Source organism: Thermoplasmata archaeon (genome assembly GCA_036395115.1).
In the GTDB taxonomy this organism is placed as follows: domain Archaea; phylum Thermoplasmatota; class Thermoplasmata; order RBG-16-68-12; family RBG-16-68-12; genus RBG-16-68-12.
This window is the reverse complement of sequence record DASWDU010000037.1, coordinates 59,319-75,682: the sequence shown is the minus strand read 5'-3', so window position 1 is coordinate 75,682 and position 16,364 is coordinate 59,319. Positions and strand designations below refer to the sequence as shown.

General features: G+C 64.5%; 15 protein-coding genes and 1 pseudogene. 6 read left to right on the top strand and 10 right to left on the bottom strand.

What is annotated here, in order from left to right; all coding sequences use genetic code 11:
* Positions 1-141: 141 nt before the first annotated feature.
* Complete coding sequence (locus VF992_09325) at positions 142-1,299, top strand: ankyrin repeat domain-containing protein (protein HEX9341346.1); 1,158 nt, start codon at positions 142-144, stop codon at positions 1,297-1,299.
* A 663-nt stretch (positions 1,300-1,962) separates the two neighbouring features.
* Here VF992_09325 and VF992_09320 read toward each other — a convergent pair.
* From VF992_09320 to VF992_09290, 7 genes and pseudogenes are all read right to left on the bottom strand, one after another.
* Positions 1,963-2,883: an SDR family oxidoreductase gene (locus tag VF992_09320; protein ID HEX9341345.1), complete on the bottom strand. Its 921-nt coding sequence runs from the start codon at positions 2,881-2,883 to the stop codon at positions 1,963-1,965.
* A 248-nt stretch (positions 2,884-3,131) separates the two neighbouring features.
* A complete protein-coding gene (locus tag VF992_09315) occupies positions 3,132-3,599 on the bottom strand; it encodes an SRPBCC family protein (GenBank protein HEX9341344.1) in 468 nt (155 codons plus the stop codon).
* 102 nt (positions 3,600-3,701) lie between these two features.
* Positions 3,702-3,932, bottom strand: a pseudogene (locus VF992_09310) (metalloregulator ArsR/SmtB family transcription factor).
* An 81-nt stretch (positions 3,933-4,013) separates the two neighbouring features.
* Entirely contained in the window at positions 4,014-4,919 is a 906-nt protein-coding gene (locus VF992_09305) for an isocitrate lyase/phosphoenolpyruvate mutase family protein (protein ID HEX9341343.1), read from the bottom strand.
* A gap of 139 nt (positions 4,920-5,058) precedes the next feature.
* The gene (locus VF992_09300) at positions 5,059-6,519 is read right to left on the bottom strand and encodes an MFS transporter (protein HEX9341342.1); all 1,461 of its coding nucleotides are present in this window, start codon (positions 6,517-6,519) and stop codon (positions 5,059-5,061) included.
* Between the two features lie 146 nt (positions 6,520-6,665).
* Positions 6,666-7,322 (bottom strand): dihydrofolate reductase family protein, encoded by a 657-nt coding sequence (locus VF992_09295; GenBank protein HEX9341341.1) that lies wholly within the window; start codon positions 7,320-7,322, stop codon positions 6,666-6,668.
* 15 nt (positions 7,323-7,337) lie between these two features.
* Complete coding sequence (locus tag VF992_09290; GenBank protein ID HEX9341340.1) at positions 7,338-7,862, bottom strand: VOC family protein; 525 nt, start codon at positions 7,860-7,862, stop codon at positions 7,338-7,340.
* A 111-nt stretch (positions 7,863-7,973) separates the two neighbouring features.
* On the opposite strand from VF992_09290, the gene VF992_09285 reads away from it, so the two are divergent.
* From VF992_09285 to VF992_09275, 3 genes are all read left to right on the top strand, one after another.
* Positions 7,974-8,726, top strand: coding sequence for an ArsR family transcriptional regulator (locus VF992_09285; protein HEX9341339.1), 753 nt, complete (start codon positions 7,974-7,976; stop codon positions 8,724-8,726).
* Positions 8,727-8,891: 165 nt separating this feature from the next.
* Positions 8,892-13,394: a DNRLRE domain-containing protein gene (locus VF992_09280; protein ID HEX9341338.1), complete on the top strand. Its 4,503-nt coding sequence runs from the start codon at positions 8,892-8,894 to the stop codon at positions 13,392-13,394.
* 128 nt (positions 13,395-13,522) lie between these two features.
* Complete coding sequence (locus tag VF992_09275) at positions 13,523-13,765, top strand: hypothetical protein (GenBank protein ID HEX9341337.1); 243 nt, start codon at positions 13,523-13,525, stop codon at positions 13,763-13,765.
* 26 nt (positions 13,766-13,791) lie between these two features.
* Here the strand turns inward: VF992_09275 and VF992_09270 are convergent, their stop codons facing one another.
* Entirely contained in the window at positions 13,792-14,229 is a 438-nt protein-coding gene (locus VF992_09270) for a hypothetical protein (GenBank protein ID HEX9341336.1), read from the bottom strand.
* A 47-nt stretch (positions 14,230-14,276) separates the two neighbouring features.
* On the opposite strand from VF992_09270, the gene VF992_09265 reads away from it, so the two are divergent.
* Entirely contained in the window at positions 14,277-14,828 is a 552-nt protein-coding gene (locus VF992_09265) for a hypothetical protein (GenBank protein HEX9341335.1), read from the top strand.
* A gap of 18 nt (positions 14,829-14,846) precedes the next feature.
* On the opposite strand, the gene VF992_09260 is transcribed toward VF992_09265, so the two are convergent.
* Positions 14,847-15,269 carry an SRPBCC family protein gene (locus VF992_09260; protein ID HEX9341334.1) on the bottom strand — a complete coding sequence of 141 codons (423 nt, stop codon included), beginning with the start codon at positions 15,267-15,269 and terminating at the stop codon, positions 14,847-14,849.
* A 129-nt stretch (positions 15,270-15,398) separates the two neighbouring features.
* Here VF992_09260 and yaaA point away from each other — a divergent pair, with 129 nt between their 5' ends.
* Complete coding sequence (gene yaaA / locus VF992_09255; protein ID HEX9341333.1) at positions 15,399-16,010, top strand: peroxide stress protein YaaA; 612 nt, start codon at positions 15,399-15,401, stop codon at positions 16,008-16,010.
* A 7-nt stretch (positions 16,011-16,017) separates the two neighbouring features.
* Here yaaA and VF992_09250 read toward each other — a convergent pair whose 3' ends face one another.
* Positions 16,018-16,350, bottom strand: coding sequence for a hypothetical protein (locus VF992_09250; GenBank protein ID HEX9341332.1), 333 nt, complete (start codon positions 16,348-16,350; stop codon positions 16,018-16,020).
* Positions 16,351-16,364 lie beyond the last annotated feature (14 nt).

The window sequence follows — 16,364 nt, the reverse complement described above, 5'->3', positions numbered from 1 at the left end:
TGGCATCGATGCCCCCGGGCAGGGTGTGACAGCAGCCTTCCTGCTTGCGGGGGCCTGGGCAGAAGATGACTTCGATTCCCCACACTCCCCGACCGACCATGATAAGCAATAAGCCAAGCCTCATGCATCAGACGCCCGCCTATGCCCTGGAAGCGCACCGATAGGAAGAAGGAACCCGAGACGGGTGCCTCGCGGGAACAGTACACGCGGCTTCGTCAGAACTGGCTCTCGGGCGAGGCTGCGTCGTTGGCACCTCCAGATGTAGGGCCCATCGATGTCGTCGCTGTCATGATTGAGTTTGGCTCAGCGGCAGGGACTGCGACCTTCGTCGCCGCAAACGACGGTACGGCTAGCATGTACGCGAGCAGTGGCGGCGGGATCATTGGAATGGGCTTCCATCCCTCAGTTGCGGCCGCGAGCCTCGCCCTCATCGGCTGTGCCCAGGGCTTTCTCGAGGTTCTTCCAAAGGTCGCACAATTCCCATTGCCGCAACAGCAACACGTAGCGTTCAGGATAGTTACTCGCACAGGCGTGCACTCCGCAGAATTCGCGGAGGCGGCGATTCGTGACGATTCGCCCATATCGCCTTTCTACCTGGCAGGCCAAGATCTGGTCACCAATATGCGCGTCTTGGATGAACGACGTAAGAAGGGCGGGATCGGGTCTGACGTCCTTCGCGTGCACCTGTTGGCTGACGGAGGCATTTTCCTGTTGACACCCTATAACCGCGAGCCCACGTGCCTGACGCAAAAGCAACTGGGCAAGGTGTTGGAGATCGCCAAGGCTCACGGAGACCGACTCGAAGTCAGCGTGGAACCGGAAGCCCAGAAGCTACATCGGAGCGTGCTGCAAGTGATCGAAAGCTCGGGCTTTGCCGGAGCGCCTTCGGGAGGGCCAATCGACGCTGGCTTCACAATTGGCTCCAAGACACTTCATTACGCCGTCGACGCCGCGCGATTGGATTTGGCGCAGGACCTGATTCAACGCGGGGCGGATCTCGAAGCAAAGGACGAGAGGGGCTATTCGGCGCTGATTCTCGCGGCCTTCAAAGGGCGTACGGCCGTCCTCCGCACCTTGCTTGAAGGCGGTGCGGACGCAAAGGCCCAAGACAGGCATGGCAACGGCGCCCTCATGTTTGCGGCGCAATGGGGTGACCTTGAGGCCGCAAAGCTTCTTTTGGCGGCCGGCGCAGACATTGGCGCCCGAGGCCAGAACGGGTACACCGCATTGAAGATTGCCAAGTTGTGCTCTCAACTCGAAGTCGCACGGTTCTTGGCGGCGCGCGGCGCCACGGATTAATCGATCTAGCGTCCAACGGCTAGGCTCCCGGGTCACCTTGCGGGGTTGTCCACCCGCTATGTTCCTTCGCCCGGCTAGTCAGGGGCCTTCTAATTCGATTATTCCCAAACTAGGTTGGCGAGTTCTGTCACCTTGAGGTGCACTACCGCGTGGGATTTCGGTGGAGTGATCGTAACAACCTCGTCCGGCGACACTCCTGCAAACCGCTCCCTCACTTCAGATTCCAGGTTGAACACACCTGAGGTTTGCCACTCCACTCCCCGGAACCGGATCGTGAAGGTGTCGCCTGAACTGGCTTCAGCCATTCGCTCGACTCGAACCATCGGTTTTTCTTACTGCAAGAATCGAACTAAACCGAAAAGACCTTTGCTTTCCCGGTGTGGAGAGCCACGAGCGTGGTCGCCTGGTTTGGGCGTTCCGTCTTCCTGAGAAAACGCTTCACCTCTTTCCTCCGGACACCCAAAAGTTCGGGGCTATAGTAGGCCAAAGCGTCGAAATCAGGCGATTCGTTGCAAGCCAGTATGCCTTATGACTGCGCCTTGGTAAGGCGCAGGTCGGGGGTTCAATTCCCCCCTGCGGCTCTGCTTGCGGGCAACGGTCGTTATCAAGAACGGATCGTCCGCTTCCTCCAATCGGCACTCGTTGGTTCGCTGCACGATTCTCTTACGCGGCTCGCGGCACAAGCTCGAGATCTGCGAGCGCTCGTCGAGCCGTATCTTCGATTGTCGGCACGGGACCGAAGAGTTCGGCCTGTAGCTTCGTATCGGCAACGTACTTTCCCGTCTCGAAGTACCGGCCCATGGCCATCATGTCGCGCATGAACGGAAGGAACAGGCCTCCGATCGTGCCGACGGCCTTGAGCACGAGCAACGAACCAACGCTCGGCTTCACCTCGCGACCCAGGAGTCTCGTGAAGATGTCCGCGAGTTCGACGGCGGAGACGGGACGGTCCGTTCCGAGGTCGATCCGGTGTCCGACCGCGCGAGGGGTGTCGACCGCGAGCGCGAGGTATCGGGCGACATCGTCAGGGTGGGTGTACGTCCACCGGACGGTGGGGGACCCGAAGGTCATCATTCGACCCTTCTGGAGCCCCCTGAGGAAGAATCTCGCGCTGCCACCGCCGAGGAACGCGCCGGGGCGCAAGGCCACGAACGGAGTGCCGCTCTTCTCCAGATAGTCCTCGATGAGTTTCTTCTGCCAGAAATGGGGGACATCGCGGGCCTGATCGCAGGTCAGGATGCTCGTGAAGACGAATCGACGGATCCCCATGTTCTTCGCGGCGTCGACGAGGTTCCGGTTCCCGAGGTCGTCCACTTTCTCGAGCGAGTCGCCCTTTCGGCGGCGCGTGTATCCCGCTGCTGTGGTGACGACAGCATCGGAGCCGCTCAGGGCTCTCTCCAACGACGCAGGGTCGAGCATGTCCCCTCGCGCGATCTCCACTCCTTTCGCCGCGAGACGGCTCGGGTCCGTTCCCTCGCGGACGAGCGCGCGGACGCGTTTCCCGCGAGCCAAGAGAGCGTCCACCACCCGGCCTCCCAAATCCCCTGTGGCACCTACTACCAGGACGGTGCTCGTTTCGGGCATTCGAGTCTCCAACCCTGGTTACGAGGGAAGCGGGCAGCAGTACTTATTGATTGAAACTCCGGGACTTCGGTCACGTCCACGCGAGGTGGGATGGCCAGGACCCCCGGTTGGCATCGCTCGCCCCACGCCTTGGAAAGGCGCACGTCGGGGGTTCAATTTTCCACCTGCAGCTGTGACGTCTAGGTCATGCCTCTCCAGGGCGCACTCGTTTCCTGCGTTCTTGCACGCCCGCTCTGATCGACTCCCGGCTACAGCTCCACGAGGCGCGCCAGATTCTCGAGCGACTGGTTCCATCCCGCCATGGCGCCTTCGATCGGGATCGCCCTCGGCACTCCTTCTTGCACGATATTCACTTCGGTCCCACCGGGCATGTCCCTGAACGTGATGGTGACTTTCATCTCGCCATGCATCTGCGGGTCGTCGCTTTCGAACGCGTCCGTGTAACGCAGTCTCTCGTTGGGCTTGATCTCGAGGAACTTGCCGCCGAAAAAGTGGGTGTCCTTCTTGTCGAGCGACGAGAAGCTCATGCGGTACGTGCCCCCGACCTTGGGCTCGAACTTGTACACGTGGGCCGTGTACCCGTTCGGCGGAAGCCATTTGGCGGACGCGTCCGGGTCGAGGAACGCGTTGAACACGCGTTCGCGCGGCGCCTTGAAGACGCGAGTCAGTCGCACCGTCCCTGTCGTCGCGTTGGTCGTCGCCTTGGTCGTTCTCATAGCTGTTCCACTTCCTTCCACTTTCTCGGCGATGTCGTCCAGCATGTCCTCCCAGAAGATGCGATACTGCACGATCCACGAGAACGCCGCGGAGAGCGGCGCGGCCTTGAGCGTGCATAGGCGCACCCGCCCCGTGTGCGTCTGCTCGACGAGGCCGACGTCTTCCAGCGTGCGGAGATGCTGGGAGATGGCCGGAAGGCTCACGTCGTGCGGCTCGGCCAACTCGCCCACCGTGCATTCGCCTTCGGCAAGGCGCTCGATGATCGCGCGCCGAATCGGGTGGGCCAGGGCCGCAAATACATCGTCGAGCGGCACCTTCTGAAGCTTAAGCATCCGTTTAACCGTTAAGCGTCCAGAATACTTAAGGATTTCCTTAAGGGTGGAAGCGGGCTCGGAGACGCCGACCGATGGGGACTATGCCCGGGAAGCTTTCGAGGCAGCGAGACGGTTCAGTTCATCGTAGGTGATGGCCCCGTCGAGCAACGTGGTGTACGTCCCTCGCTGGAGAAGCTCGGCCGAGGCACGCTTGAGCAAGCCCATCGCCGCGTAGGAGGCGCTCGGGCCGAGGCTGATCCTCGCGACCCCCAGCCGCTCCAGCTCTCGCACCGACGGAAGGCCCTTGCGGACCATCACGTTGACGGGGAACTCCAATCCGCGGACGAAGGCGCGGATTGCCGCGGCATCCGTCAATCCCATCGGGTAGACGCAATCGACCCCCACGTCTCGGTAGGCGATCCCTCTTCGGATCGCTTCGTCCAGGCGATCCTGGGCACTTCCCGGCGCGTACAACACGGCGTCCGTCCGGGCGTTGATCACGAACGGGATGTCGAGCGAGTCCCTCAGCTGCCGGAGCGCCTCGAGCCGCCTTACCTGGCTCGCGAGGGGGATGAGCCGCTTCGATTCATGTTTCGAATCTTCGATGTTGATTCCAATCGCGCCGGCCTCGATGACGTCTTTGACGACGCCGGCCACCTCCCGCGGCGTCCGCCCGAACCCGCTGACGACATCGGCGCTGAGCGGAACGGAGAGGGCCTTTGCAATCCGCCGTATGGCCGAGATAAATTGCTTGCGGTCGATCCGCTCGCCGTCCGGATAGCCGAGCGAGACCATCATCCCGGCACTGGAGGTCGCCACGGCAGGGAAGCCGGCGTCTTCGAACAAGCGAGCGCTCGCGACGTCCCAAGCATTCGGGAGGATCAGGATCTTTCCTCGATGGAGCTTCCGGAAGGCCTCTGCCTTTTCCGATTGACCGGTCAGTGAACCGCCTTCGGCCGCGCGAAGGTTCCTCCGACTGCGAGTGCGACCACCGGTGTAACGCACCGCCGAACCAAATGCCTTGGCAATCCAGACGGCCCCATGTCCGGACCGGTCCCCTCACTGCGGCCTGGCGTGGACGATCCTGCGACCCTCGTGTTCATGCAAAACTCTCTCGACATGGCCAACCGCCCGGTCCGGGCCACTAGTCCTCCGCGACGGGCCCTGCGTCCATGGAGGCCCCGACGTCGGCATCCGTCGGAGCGCTCTGACGCCCGAGGAAGACCGCGAGCGCGAACCCCACCGTCCCCAGGACGGTGGCTCCCAGGAAGGCGTAGCGGAACCCGGCGATTCCGAGTCCCGGATCGAAGGCGGTCGCGACGCTGAGCAACAGCGCGAAGCCTAAGGGGAAGCCGAGGCGCTGGGAGGTCTGGATCAGCCCGGACGCGAGGCCCTCCTCCCCAGGCTGCGTCCCCGTCAGGCCGGCGATCGCGAGCGCCGGGAACCCGATGCTCGCTCCCAGAGCCCAGACGACGCTCCCGGGGAGGATGCTCAAGTAACCTACTTGCACCGAGATCGGCACGAGGAGCGCGGAGCCCAGGGTGATCAACCCCGCGGCGATGATGAGGACTTTCCTCATGCCGAGCCGGTCGACTAAGCGGGAGGCCCCCCATCCGCCGACGAAGAAGAAGACGGCGGCGGGCGGGAGGAACGCCAGTCCCGTCTCCAGCGCGGAGAGCCGGAGCGACCCTTGCAGGAAGAACGTCAGCATGAGGAATCCCCCCGCGCTCGCGGTCATGAGGACCGAGAGGACATTCGCCTCGAGGACCGTCCTGCGTCGCACGAACGACAAGGGCATCAGGGGCGACGTCGATCGGCGCTCGATCGCGAGGAAGCCCGTCTGCACGACGGCCGAGACGCCAAGGGGCAACGCGGTCGCGAGCGTGAGGAACCCCTCGTTCGCGGCGTTCGTGAACGCGTAGACGAGCAGAATCAGCCCGGTCGTGATCGCGACGGCGCCGGGGACATCGAGACGGATGTTCGCGGCCCGGGCGGGGGCCGCGGCGATGTACCGATAGGCCAGAAGCGCCGCGACGGCCCCGATCGGCACGTTCACGAACATCACCGACCTCCAGCCGAAGACTTCCGTGAAGACGCCGCCGACGAGGGAGCCGGCCGCGAATCCCGCGGACAGGACCGCGACGAGCACGCCGAACGCCTTGTTCCGTCTCGGCCCCTCCGGGTACGTGGCGGCGAGGATCGCGAGCGCCGTCGCGGTCGTCATCGCGGCGGCGATCCCTTGCACCGCCCGGGAGGTGATCAGGACGAGGAGCGACGGGGCGAACCCTGCGGTGAGGGATGAGACGGCGAAGCCCACGATTCCGAGGACGAACACCCGCTTCTGGCCGTACAGGTCCCCCGCCCGGCCACTCACCATGAGGAAGCCGGCCATTGTCAGGCCGTACACGCCGATGACCCACTGCGCGCTCGCGAACGAGACGAGGAAGTCCTTCTGGATCGTGGGAAGGGCCACCTGGACGACGGAGAAGTCCACGACGTCCAGGAAACAGGCGGCGATGACGACCGCCAAGATGACCGCAGTGCGGGTCCCGACCGGCCGCTCCGAGATCGCGTTGTCGTCTTGGTCCGAATTCTCGTTCCTCATGTTCTCGTGCCTCGATCTCGGGGTAGCGGCTCCGGAGCCGTCGGTCCCTTATAGGATTGGGCCCGGCGCGTTCCATTCGTCAAGATCATCAACCCACAGGGATATGTTCAACCGTTCGACCGGGCGTCACGCCCGGCTCTTCGGGCTCATGACTTGTCTTCCCAGAGCGCCGAGGATCGGCCCCGTTCGTCCACCTCGAAGGTGCCGTGCTCGAGTTTGCCCGCCCGCTCGTAGCGGTGGATGACGACGTCTGTGGTCGACGTCCTGGCGTCCACAAGCCGGAAGGCCCCGGGAATCGTCCCGTTGCCGAAGAGGCGCTTGCCGGAACCGACCATGACCGGAAAGACCCACAGGCGAAACTCGTCGACGAGGTCGTGCTTCAACAGCGTCTGAATCAGGTTCGAGCTCCCCGTCACCTGGATCTCTCCTCCGGCCTGCTCTTTGAGCCGCGCGACGGCTTTCGCGGCATCCCCAGACAGTAGGGTGGAGTTGTGCCATTCCACTTTGCGAAGCGTCCGAGAGGCGACGTACTTTCGCATGCTGTTCAGCTTCGATGCCACCGGGTCGTTCGGATCGGTGACGCGAGGCCAGTGCGCGGCGAAGATTTCGTACGTCTTGCGGCCGAGCAGCAGCGCGTCGGCTTGCAGCGTCTGCTCGACGATCATCTTGCCCATCATGTCGTCCCAATATTTCACCGACCAACCGCCGTGCTCAAAGCCGCCATCCCGGTCTTCGTCCGGGCCGCCCGGCGCCTGCATCGCCCCGTCCACTGTCAGGAAGGTGCCGACAACAAGCTTCCTCATGTGCGTTGCCTCCGATCACTCGCGGCGCTGGTAGGCCTGTCGCAGCCCCCGAATGTCCAGCTTCTTCATCTTGAGCATCGCTTCCATGACGCGACCTGCCTTCGCCGGATCTGGATCGTCAAGGAGCCGATACAGCTCGGTCGGCACGATTTGCCAAGAGAGTCCGAAGCGGTCCTTCACCCAGCCGCACTGTTCGGCTTCGGGGACCGCCGACAGCGCCTTCCAGTAGAGGTCTATTTCCGCCTGGTCCTTGCAGGGAATGACGAACGAGACCGCTTCGTTGAACTTGAAGTAGGGGCCGCCATTGAGCCCATTGAAGCTCCGGCCCATCAAGGTGAAGTCGACGGCGAGGATGTCCCCTCTCTTCCCGCTTGGGAAATCCGCGGCTGCCTTGACGACCTTGTCGATGTGCGAGTCGGGGAACAAGGAGACGTAGAACCTCGCCGCCTCCTCCGCCTTTCCGTCGAACCAAAGGCACGGGGTGATGCTCTGTACGGTTGGCTTCGTGTTGCGTGACAACGTCTCCGTCTTGGCCGTCATGTGGGTGACTCCTTTAGGTGCGAGAGAGGGGGCTAGCCCGGGGGGCCTCATTAGCTTGTCTTCGGACCAATCCGAAGGCCTTAGTATCGACCCTGACCTTCCCGCCCCAACATGGGGTCGAACGAGCTCGCACGCCACCTGTTCGAGATCGCTTCGGACGAGAGACTCGGGATCCTCTCCGCGATCGCGGAGAAGCCCCTCAAGCACGCGCAAATCGCGCGCCATCTCGACCTGACCGGTTCCGAGACCACTCGGCACCTGACACGGCTCGTGTCCGTCGGCCTCGTCTCGAAGAATCCGCGCAGCGAGTACGGGCCCACGAACCTGGCCCGCCTGCTATCCGTGGGCATCCCGTTCTTCGACTTCCTTGCCACCCACCGGGACTTCCTTCTGAGCCACGACGTCCTCGTCCTGCCCCGGGAATTCGTCGAGCGACTGGGCGCCCTGAGCCAGGGCTCATTTACGTCAGGGACGTACAAGGTCGTTGCCTTCCAAGAGCAGTCTCTTCGGGCCGTGAAGCGACGGACTTGGGTCATGTCCGAGCATGCGTTCGAGCAGGGCATTCCAATTCTGCAGGAGAAGGCGTCGAGCGGCGCGGACGTCCGCGTGATCCGGCCTCGCGGGGGCTTCGAGGAGGTAGTCCCGGCTCTGTCCGGGGCGTCACGGAATTATCCGGTGCGGCTCCTCGACGAAACGAGGATCTTCCTCGCCGTCCTCGATGATATCGCGGGCGTCTGCTTCCCCGCCCTCGACGGAAAGGTCGACATGTCGACGATGCTCTTGCTTCAGGACCCGTCCGGGTACCGCTGGGCGGCCGATTTGTTCCTGTACTTTTGGGAGCGGGCTCGAGAACGCCTCGGATGAGCGTCGCGCCCGCGTTTCGCTCCGAGGCCTTCCTGATAATCACGTCGGAACCCCTTTACCACTTCACTTCTCTGTTCATGGACCCGCGGCGAGACGCGGGTCGCCAGGAGGCATTCTACGCCGGTCCGGGGAGCCAGGGCCGTATTCATCGCTCTGTGCCTGCTCTTGGCGGTCCAAACTATCTCCGCATACGGCCGAGGCCAAGGGGTCTCCCCGCCCTCTTTCTCCGCGGAACTTTCCCCGGTCACGATCAACCTCACCGCCATCGGGGACGCCTACGTCCTCGACGCCCAGCCGAACCGGAACTTCGGGAGCAGCACCGAGCTCGTCGTCGGGAGGGACCCCGCGAACGGGTCTACGTACCGTGCCTTGGTCCAATTTGACCTTTCCTCCGTCCCTCCCTATGCGAAGGTCGCAAACGCAACGCTCAAGATCCACGCCGCAAACGCAACGTCCCCAGGGACGGTCGACGTCTACCGCGTCCGAGCGCCTTGGACGGAGGGGACGGGCGTCGAGGCGTATGCGCGGAACATCACGGTGACGGAGACCGCGAGCCTCGCCCGCATTCGCGAGCCCGTGGTCGTCCACCTCGGCGTCGGTGGTGGAATGAGCGGGGATCCGAAAGCCGATTTCCTCCTCTACGATTCGATCGGGAGGGAAGTGCCCAGTCAGGTGTCGAACGTCACCCTGCTCGACGGCAAGATCGTCGGGCTCGATCTCGCCTTCGAAAGCACGCACGCGCCGGGGGAGTCGAAGAGGTACACCGTCCGGTACGGCCTGTTCCCGGGAGTCCCGGGCTACCGGACGAAAAGCCTCTCCTCCGTCCCGTTGTGGACGTACGCCGCAAGCTCCGTCGCCTCCCCGGTCGTCGTGGATCTGAACGGAGATGGGTTGTTGGAGGTCGTCATCGGGACGACGGACGGGAAGGTGACGGCCCTCCGGTGGGACGGCGCGACGCTCAGCACTCTCTGGACCTACGTCGCGCCGGGGGCCGTCGTCCTCCCCCTTCGCGTCGCGGACTTGACGGGGGACGGGAGCCCGGAGATCCTGTTCGAGAACACCGATTCGTCGCCCCCGTTCAACAACACGCTCACCGCGCTGAGCGCCTCCGGCCGCTACCTGTGGCACTTCCGCCTGCCGACGGCGCCGACGGGTCCTTTCGCGGCGGCCGACACGGACGGGGACGGCATCGTGGAGGTCTTCACCGGGGACTCGAGTGGGAACTCCTCGTTCTACGCGATTCGGGGATCGGACGGCGCGATGCTGTGCCAATACCAGGACCTGGGTTCGACCGCGTTCGGCTTCGGTTTCGCGGTCGGTGACGTGACCGGCACTTCGGCTCCTGAGGTCGTGTTCACGGATTCGCAAGGCAAGGTTCGCATGCGGAACCCGGACTGCTCGAACGCACTGCCCCCCGGGAACACGAAACCCGGCGCTTCCTCGATTTCCGTGGCGCCCTCGCTCGCCAACTTATCGTTCGATAGCCGCGGGGAAATCCTCGCGGGCGATCGAAACGGCGTGAACTCCCGCGAGTACCTCGTCAGCGGCCTGAACTGGTCGACGTTGGCGTCGAGCCCTACGCTCGGGTCCGACGTGACCGGAGGCCAGCTCGTGGTCGACGCGGACCGCGACGGGAGTCCGGAGGTCTACGTCGTGACCCAGGACGGCGTCCTTCATCGACTCACGCGGGGCCTCGCGCAGACGTGGACGTTCGCCGGCGCGGCGAACGGGACGAGCGTCGGCAGTCCCGTGGCCGCCGATGTCGATCTCGATGGCAAGCCCGACGTCCTGTACGGGACCCGGGGTTCCGTCGTCTATGCCGTCTCCGCCAACGGAACGGCGGCATGGCGTTGGGCCGTCGGGGCCCCGGTCGTCGACACGCCCGTCGTCGCGGACTTGGACGGCGACGGCACGATGGAGGTCCTCGTGGCGAGCGACAATTCGACGGACGCGTCGCGCGCCGCCCGCCTGTACGCCTTCGGGACGGGGAGCCTGGGCCACGACACGAGGACGGTCGGGTACAACACGCTCGACACCGGCCTCTGGTTCGATGGCAACTCGCCCGACGGGAAGGCGTTGCTCCAATGGACGCTCGGCCCCGTTGGCGGGTTCACAGCGGGCGTCACGTGGACGACACGGGACGGCACCGTACCCTGGGCGAACCCGGGCATCGACATTGACGCGACGCCCCTCGCCTCCGCCGTCACCGCAGCGGGGACGTGGGCCACGTGGAATGTAACGGGCCTCGCCCAAGCGTGGGTGAACGGCTCCTCCCCGAACACCGGGCTCGCCTTGAAGTCCGATGACGAATCCTCCCTCTGGAACGTTTCATTCGCGAGCCGCGAGTACGGCGGCGGTCTCTCCCCGACCCTTGAGCTGACGTACACCGCAGATCCGAGTCCCCAGATCCGCGGGACGGTCCCCGATCAAGTCCGCCTCGAGGACTCCCCCGCGTGGACGCTGAATCTCCTCCCTTACGCGTGGGATCCCGACACCCCGGTCACCCGCCTCCGGTGGGATCTCGTCGGGATCAACTCGAGCTTGGTGCAGGTCCTCGGCGGGAACGTGACGGGGAACCACGCGCTCACATTCCAGCCGATGCCCGATGCCAACGGGGTGGGACAAGGGACACTGTTCCTCTTCGACGACGAAGGGAACGTCGACAGCCAGCCGATCCGGGTCGAGCTGGTCCCTGTGAACGACGCCCCGAAGTTCGACCCGCCCGGGGTGTTCTACGTCCGGCACGATACCCCATATACGTTCGACTTCGAACCGTACATGTCCGACATCGACGACCCGATCGCCTCCCTCGCCTTGTCCGCGAACGACACGGACCACGCGACCGTCTCGGGCCTCCAGGTCACGTTCTTCTTTCCGCAGGCGTTCGACGGCCTGTGGGCGTACGTCGTCCTGACGGTCACCGACTCGAGCGGCGCGACGGCCTCCCAAGTCATCGCGATCAAGGTCACGTCCGACTATCCTCCGAAGCTCGATCGCCCCCTCCCCGATGTCCTCCTCTTCGAGGGCCAGTGGCAGATCGTCTTCGACTTGGACGATTACTTCACCGATCCGGACACCGACTCCCTATTCTTCACGTACGGGTACACGCATCTCACGCTCACGATCTACGCGGATCACTCGGTCAACATCAGCGCGCCGGGGGAGTGGACGGGCCAGGAGAACGTCACGTTCCGGGCGGAGGATCCGACGGGCGCGATCGCGGAGGACACGATCCTGGTGACGGTCATCCCGATTGATGATCCGCCGAGCATCGCGCCGTTGCTCCCCTTCGCGGTCCACTACGACTACCCGTTCGACTTCGATTTGACGCCATACCTTAGCGACCCGGACACGCCGCTCGAGGCGCTCGCCGTGGACACGTCGAATCCCGCGAACGTCACGGTGACGGGACACGTCCTCACTCTGCTGTACCCCGCCCAGTTGGGTTCCCTCACCGCCCCCTATACCGTCCCGCTCACGATCACCGTTCGGGACGCCCGGACCGCGGTATCGACGAACACGTCGGTGGCGGTCAGCGACAACTTCCCGCCGCGGCTCTCGAAGACCCTGCCGGACGAGAGGTTCCCGGAGGATACGACCCGGGCGGGCGTCTTCGACTTGGACGCGTACTTCGTCGACATCGACGGACCCATCCTCGGGTACGCCGTGCAGTCGACGGACGTCCGGGTCACGATCAACGCGGACCACACCGTCGACCTGGGCGCCCGCGAAAACTGGAGCGGACGGGAGGTCGTGACGTTCCGCGCGATCGACGAGCGAGGTGCCTTCGCGGAAGACAGCATCAACGTCTTCGTGACGCCCGTGAACGACGCGCCGGTGATCTTCCCGTTGCCGAAGCAGACTCTGTTCGGATTCGGTACGTGGATCCTGGACCTGACGCCGTTCGTCACTGACTCCGACAGCCCGCGATCGGACCTCGTCCTCTCGGTCGTCGGGAATCCTCGGGTGCGGCCCGCGGGGCTGTTCCTCGTGTTCGATTACTCGCAGGCCTCGCTCCACGAATGGGTCACCGTCGCCGTGTCGGACGGCCAGTTGAGCGCACAGGCGGTCATCGAGGTCGAGGTGATCGGCCCGAACCCGCTGCTCCCGTTCCTGCCCGCCGTCGTTGCGGCATTGATCGGCGTGTGTCTCGTCGTGGTCTCGAGGCTCCTCCGCACTCGAATCGAGGAGGTGTTCCTCGTCCACAACAGCGGCGTGCTCGTCGCCCACCTGTCCCGGACGCTGACCCCCGACCGAGACGCGGACGTCCTCTCGGGGATGTTCACCGTCGTCCAGTTGTTCGCGAAGCAGTCGATGGGGCCCGTCACCGGCGGGGAGATGAAAGGGATGAGCTTCGGGGACCATCGGCTGACGGTCGCCCGCGGGACGAACGTGTACCTCGCCGTCCTGTTTCGGAGCGCGCACCCGCTCGCCGAGCGCCGCGTCCGGCGGAGGGCGGAGGCGGTCCTGCAGGATCTAGAAGCCCGCTTCGGCGAACCGCTGAAGGACTGGTCGGGCTTCGTCGACGAGGTGGGCGAGATCCGGACGTACTTGGAGAAGTTCTTCGAAGCGAAGACGAAAATTGGGCCGCGCGAGACGGGCCAATCTCGAGGCGAGAATGCGGAGACCGAAACGGGTTCGGCCGAGATTCGGGAAGAGGCCCGGTAAGGGGCTGTCACCAGCCCGCATTCGACCCCGCTCGAGGGGGCCCGGAGCTTCGGTCTTGAAGGCCCGAGACGAGGAACCTAACCCTCTTCCCAGCAAGCGCTTTAGACTTTCAGGACTGTCGCAACTCCATGCAGGGGAAGACGTGGAAAGGGGCGAGTCCCGAGGCGCTCGCGGGGGTTCGGGAGCTCTTGTTAAGGCGTGGTGCGATCGAGGATAAGGAACTGAGCAACGCTCATGAGGCGTGGCGGGTTCGAATCGAGAAGACGGTATTCACCGGCTACCGTAGCGGCACGATCTATTGCAATGGGGGCCGCCTCCCAGAGCTCCCCTTCCTGTACGAGTCGATCTCGAATCTCCTCGGCCACCGTTGATGCGATTCGCTCAACGGTCGTTGGGGCTAGCAGGCGAAGGAGGATCCGTTGCTTGCTGGGATGCACGTATCGACAGAATACCGATGGGGCGAGCAACCCGCGATTACGATGTCCAGGGCCCTCTGGGTCGTACTCTGTGCGGATACAAGGTAGGTTCCCTTCGTCCCGAGTCGTCCGTCGACGTAGAAGCGCACGACGATGGCCCCGTCGCCCTCTCCCTCGTTCGTGAGGGTCACGATCGCCCTTGCGACGAAGCTGATGGTCACCGAATCGCACGGAGCCGTCTCGTACCGAACGCCCGCGAGTCGGATGCGCGGTTGTGGGACCACGATTGCGGTGACTACCACGAGGGCGATTGCGAGGACCACGAGTAGGGCCGTCGTCCGCTCGCTCCGCGGCTTCTGAAAATCCCGCGTGCTGGGCGGAGGAATCAGGTCGGTTGCCTCGGTGAGGTCCGCTCGCACCGCGATGCGAGCCCAAAGCTTTTGCCTTTCACCGACGTGCGGAGCGCATGAACGATCGAGGTCCGTTCCTCTGGCTGTCGAAGAAAGCGCCGCCCGCCGGGTTCTCCGATCTTCCCCGGGGCGGGATGTGCGTGTGCGCGTTTCTCTTCGTCACGAGAAACGGTCGCATCCTCCTCGGGAAATACGCCGACGACCCGACGTGGGAGGAGCTCGCCGGGCTCGACCCGGAGCGCCGGCAGACGAACGCGAACGGCTGGACGATTCCCGCGTCCCACCTCAAGTTCGGCGAGGATCCGCGTGAGACCGCGAGGCGGGTCGGGGAGCAGATCCTGCAAATGCAAGGCGCGCGCTATGCGGAGCCGCGGAGCGAAGTCGACCTCTACCCCTCGAAGATGGTCCCGGGAGAGATGCACTACGACATCTGGTTCTTCGTCGACGCGACGCCGCCGGCCGCCTACGAGGCGCACGCGCTTCCGTGGTACACGGAGATGCGGTGGCACGATCCGAAGGGCCTCTCAGCCAGCGAGTACGCCCGAGGCCACGAGGATGTCGTGGCCCGGTGGCTCGCGGTCCGTCCCGGCCGTCGGCGTCCCGTGTAGGGACGGGCCAGATGACGCCTAGTCGTAGCTCTTCAGCGCCGTGTTGTCCTCTTCGAATGCGTTGGCGAAGTAGTCGAGCGCGCCCTTGCGGACCGCGTTCTCCGTCATCCCCGGAGGCACGACGAACTCGCCGTCGACGACGACCTTCGTCCGATTGCCTTGCGGCGTGTACGTGTGCGTGTGCTTCGTGCCGCGGAACGGCCCCGAGAGGTATTCCAGGTCGAACCCCTTCGGCGGGTTCATCGTCCATCGAAGTTTCTCGACGCTGAACGAGCCGTCCGGGTTGCCCAGCTTCGCTTCGATCGTCAGCGCGTTGCCCTTCTGCTCGAGGACCTTCTGCACGACGAAGGCCCCGTGCTGATGGGCGTCGTTGTCCTGGACGTATCTCCAGAGCTTCTCGATCGGCGCGTCGAACACTCCGTCATCATGTATGTGCACCATGTGGTGACCCCGGGACGGGCCAAAACGGACCGGCTAGTTAAGGATATCTTGAACCAAGATCTTGGTTGGCGGCGGTGTCCTCCGTAACGGGCCAAAGGGCTATGACTCACAGCGCTCTCCTCGTCCGCGATGGCCTCTCCGGAGATCGTCGTCCTGATTCCCGAGAGCACGCGCAAACGGAAAGGGGGGACTTCGATGGCGGAAGCGGATGCGATTGCGGATGCGCTTCCCGACGCCTCCCACAAGCGGCTGGAGGACCTCCGAAGCGAGATCCGGGCGGGGAGTGCGGCAAGTTCGGTCGATGCCGCACGCGGCCTCTTGGCCGCCTACCGCCGGTACGACGGCAACATGTACCGCTCCATCCCGGACGACGCCTGGGAGAAGCGCGCGGCGAACGTCGAGGTCGTCATCGCCTCGGGGTTCCGAGGCGTCGTCGCGTCGCGCGATCCGATTCCGGCGTACGTCCACTCGATGGCGGAGCCGATGCCGCCGTTCGGCAAGCTGAACCGCTGGTGGCACGATCGTGGGCTTCCGGACATCCTCGCCGCGTATCTTCGCGCGGTCCGGCCGAGTACCGTTGTCGACCTTCTCTCCCTCGAGTACCGCGAGTCCGTCCTGGGCTACGCCGCCGACCTCGGAGGCATCGAGGTGCAGATGATCGATTTTCCGGGAATGGGGCGCGCCAGCCAACCGCTCCGAGGCGAGCGGATCGCGGCGATCCTGAAGTCGGGACGGCCGTAGGGCTGCGCTACGGACGGGGTGCGGGGCCCAGGGCGGCCTCGGCTTGCCGTCGGAATTCTTCCCGTTCGGTCAGGAGGAACGGAGTGAGATGGCTCCGATCGACCGAACGGTCTGCGAACTCGAGGAACCGCAGGGCGGAACGAGGGTCGTCGCGGGCGAGGGAGCGAGCCGCGAGGCTCGCCAAATAGTGGGATTTTTTCTGCGACAAATCAACCCGCTGCGGGGCCATCGCCACCAGGTCGCGCAGCATCGTCCAGAAACGTTCGAGGTCTCCCCCTTTGAAGAGCGGGTCGATCGGCTTCACGCGACGGACGAATGCCTCGCGGACGTCCTCCGCCACGTCCCGTCCATGGG

Coding starts and splice junctions, on each gene's coding strand:
- VF992_09325 (HEX9341346.1), top strand. CDS start 142: ATGCCCTGGAAGCGCACCGATAGGAAGAAGGAACCCGAGACGGGTGCC.
- VF992_09320 (HEX9341345.1), bottom strand. CDS start 2,883: ATGCCCGAAACGAGCACCGTCCTGGTAGTAGGTGCCACAGGGGATTTG.
- VF992_09315 (HEX9341344.1), bottom strand. CDS start 3,599: ATGAGAACGACCAAGGCGACGACCAACGCGACGACAGGGACGGTGCGA.
- VF992_09300 (HEX9341342.1), bottom strand. CDS start 6,519: ATGAGGAACGAGAATTCGGACCAAGACGACAACGCGATCTCGGAGCGG.
- VF992_09295 (HEX9341341.1), bottom strand. CDS start 7,322: ATGAGGAAGCTTGTTGTCGGCACCTTCCTGACAGTGGACGGGGCGATG.
- VF992_09290 (HEX9341340.1), bottom strand. CDS start 7,862: ATGACGGCCAAGACGGAGACGTTGTCACGCAACACGAAGCCAACCGTA.
- VF992_09285 (HEX9341339.1), top strand. CDS start 7,974: ATGGGGTCGAACGAGCTCGCACGCCACCTGTTCGAGATCGCTTCGGAC.
- VF992_09275 (HEX9341337.1), top strand. CDS start 13,523: ATGCAGGGGAAGACGTGGAAAGGGGCGAGTCCCGAGGCGCTCGCGGGG.
- VF992_09265 (HEX9341335.1), top strand. CDS start 14,277: ATGAACGATCGAGGTCCGTTCCTCTGGCTGTCGAAGAAAGCGCCGCCC.
- VF992_09260 (HEX9341334.1), bottom strand. CDS start 15,269: ATGGTGCACATACATGATGACGGAGTGTTCGACGCGCCGATCGAGAAG.
- yaaA (HEX9341333.1), top strand. CDS start 15,399: ATGGCCTCTCCGGAGATCGTCGTCCTGATTCCCGAGAGCACGCGCAAA.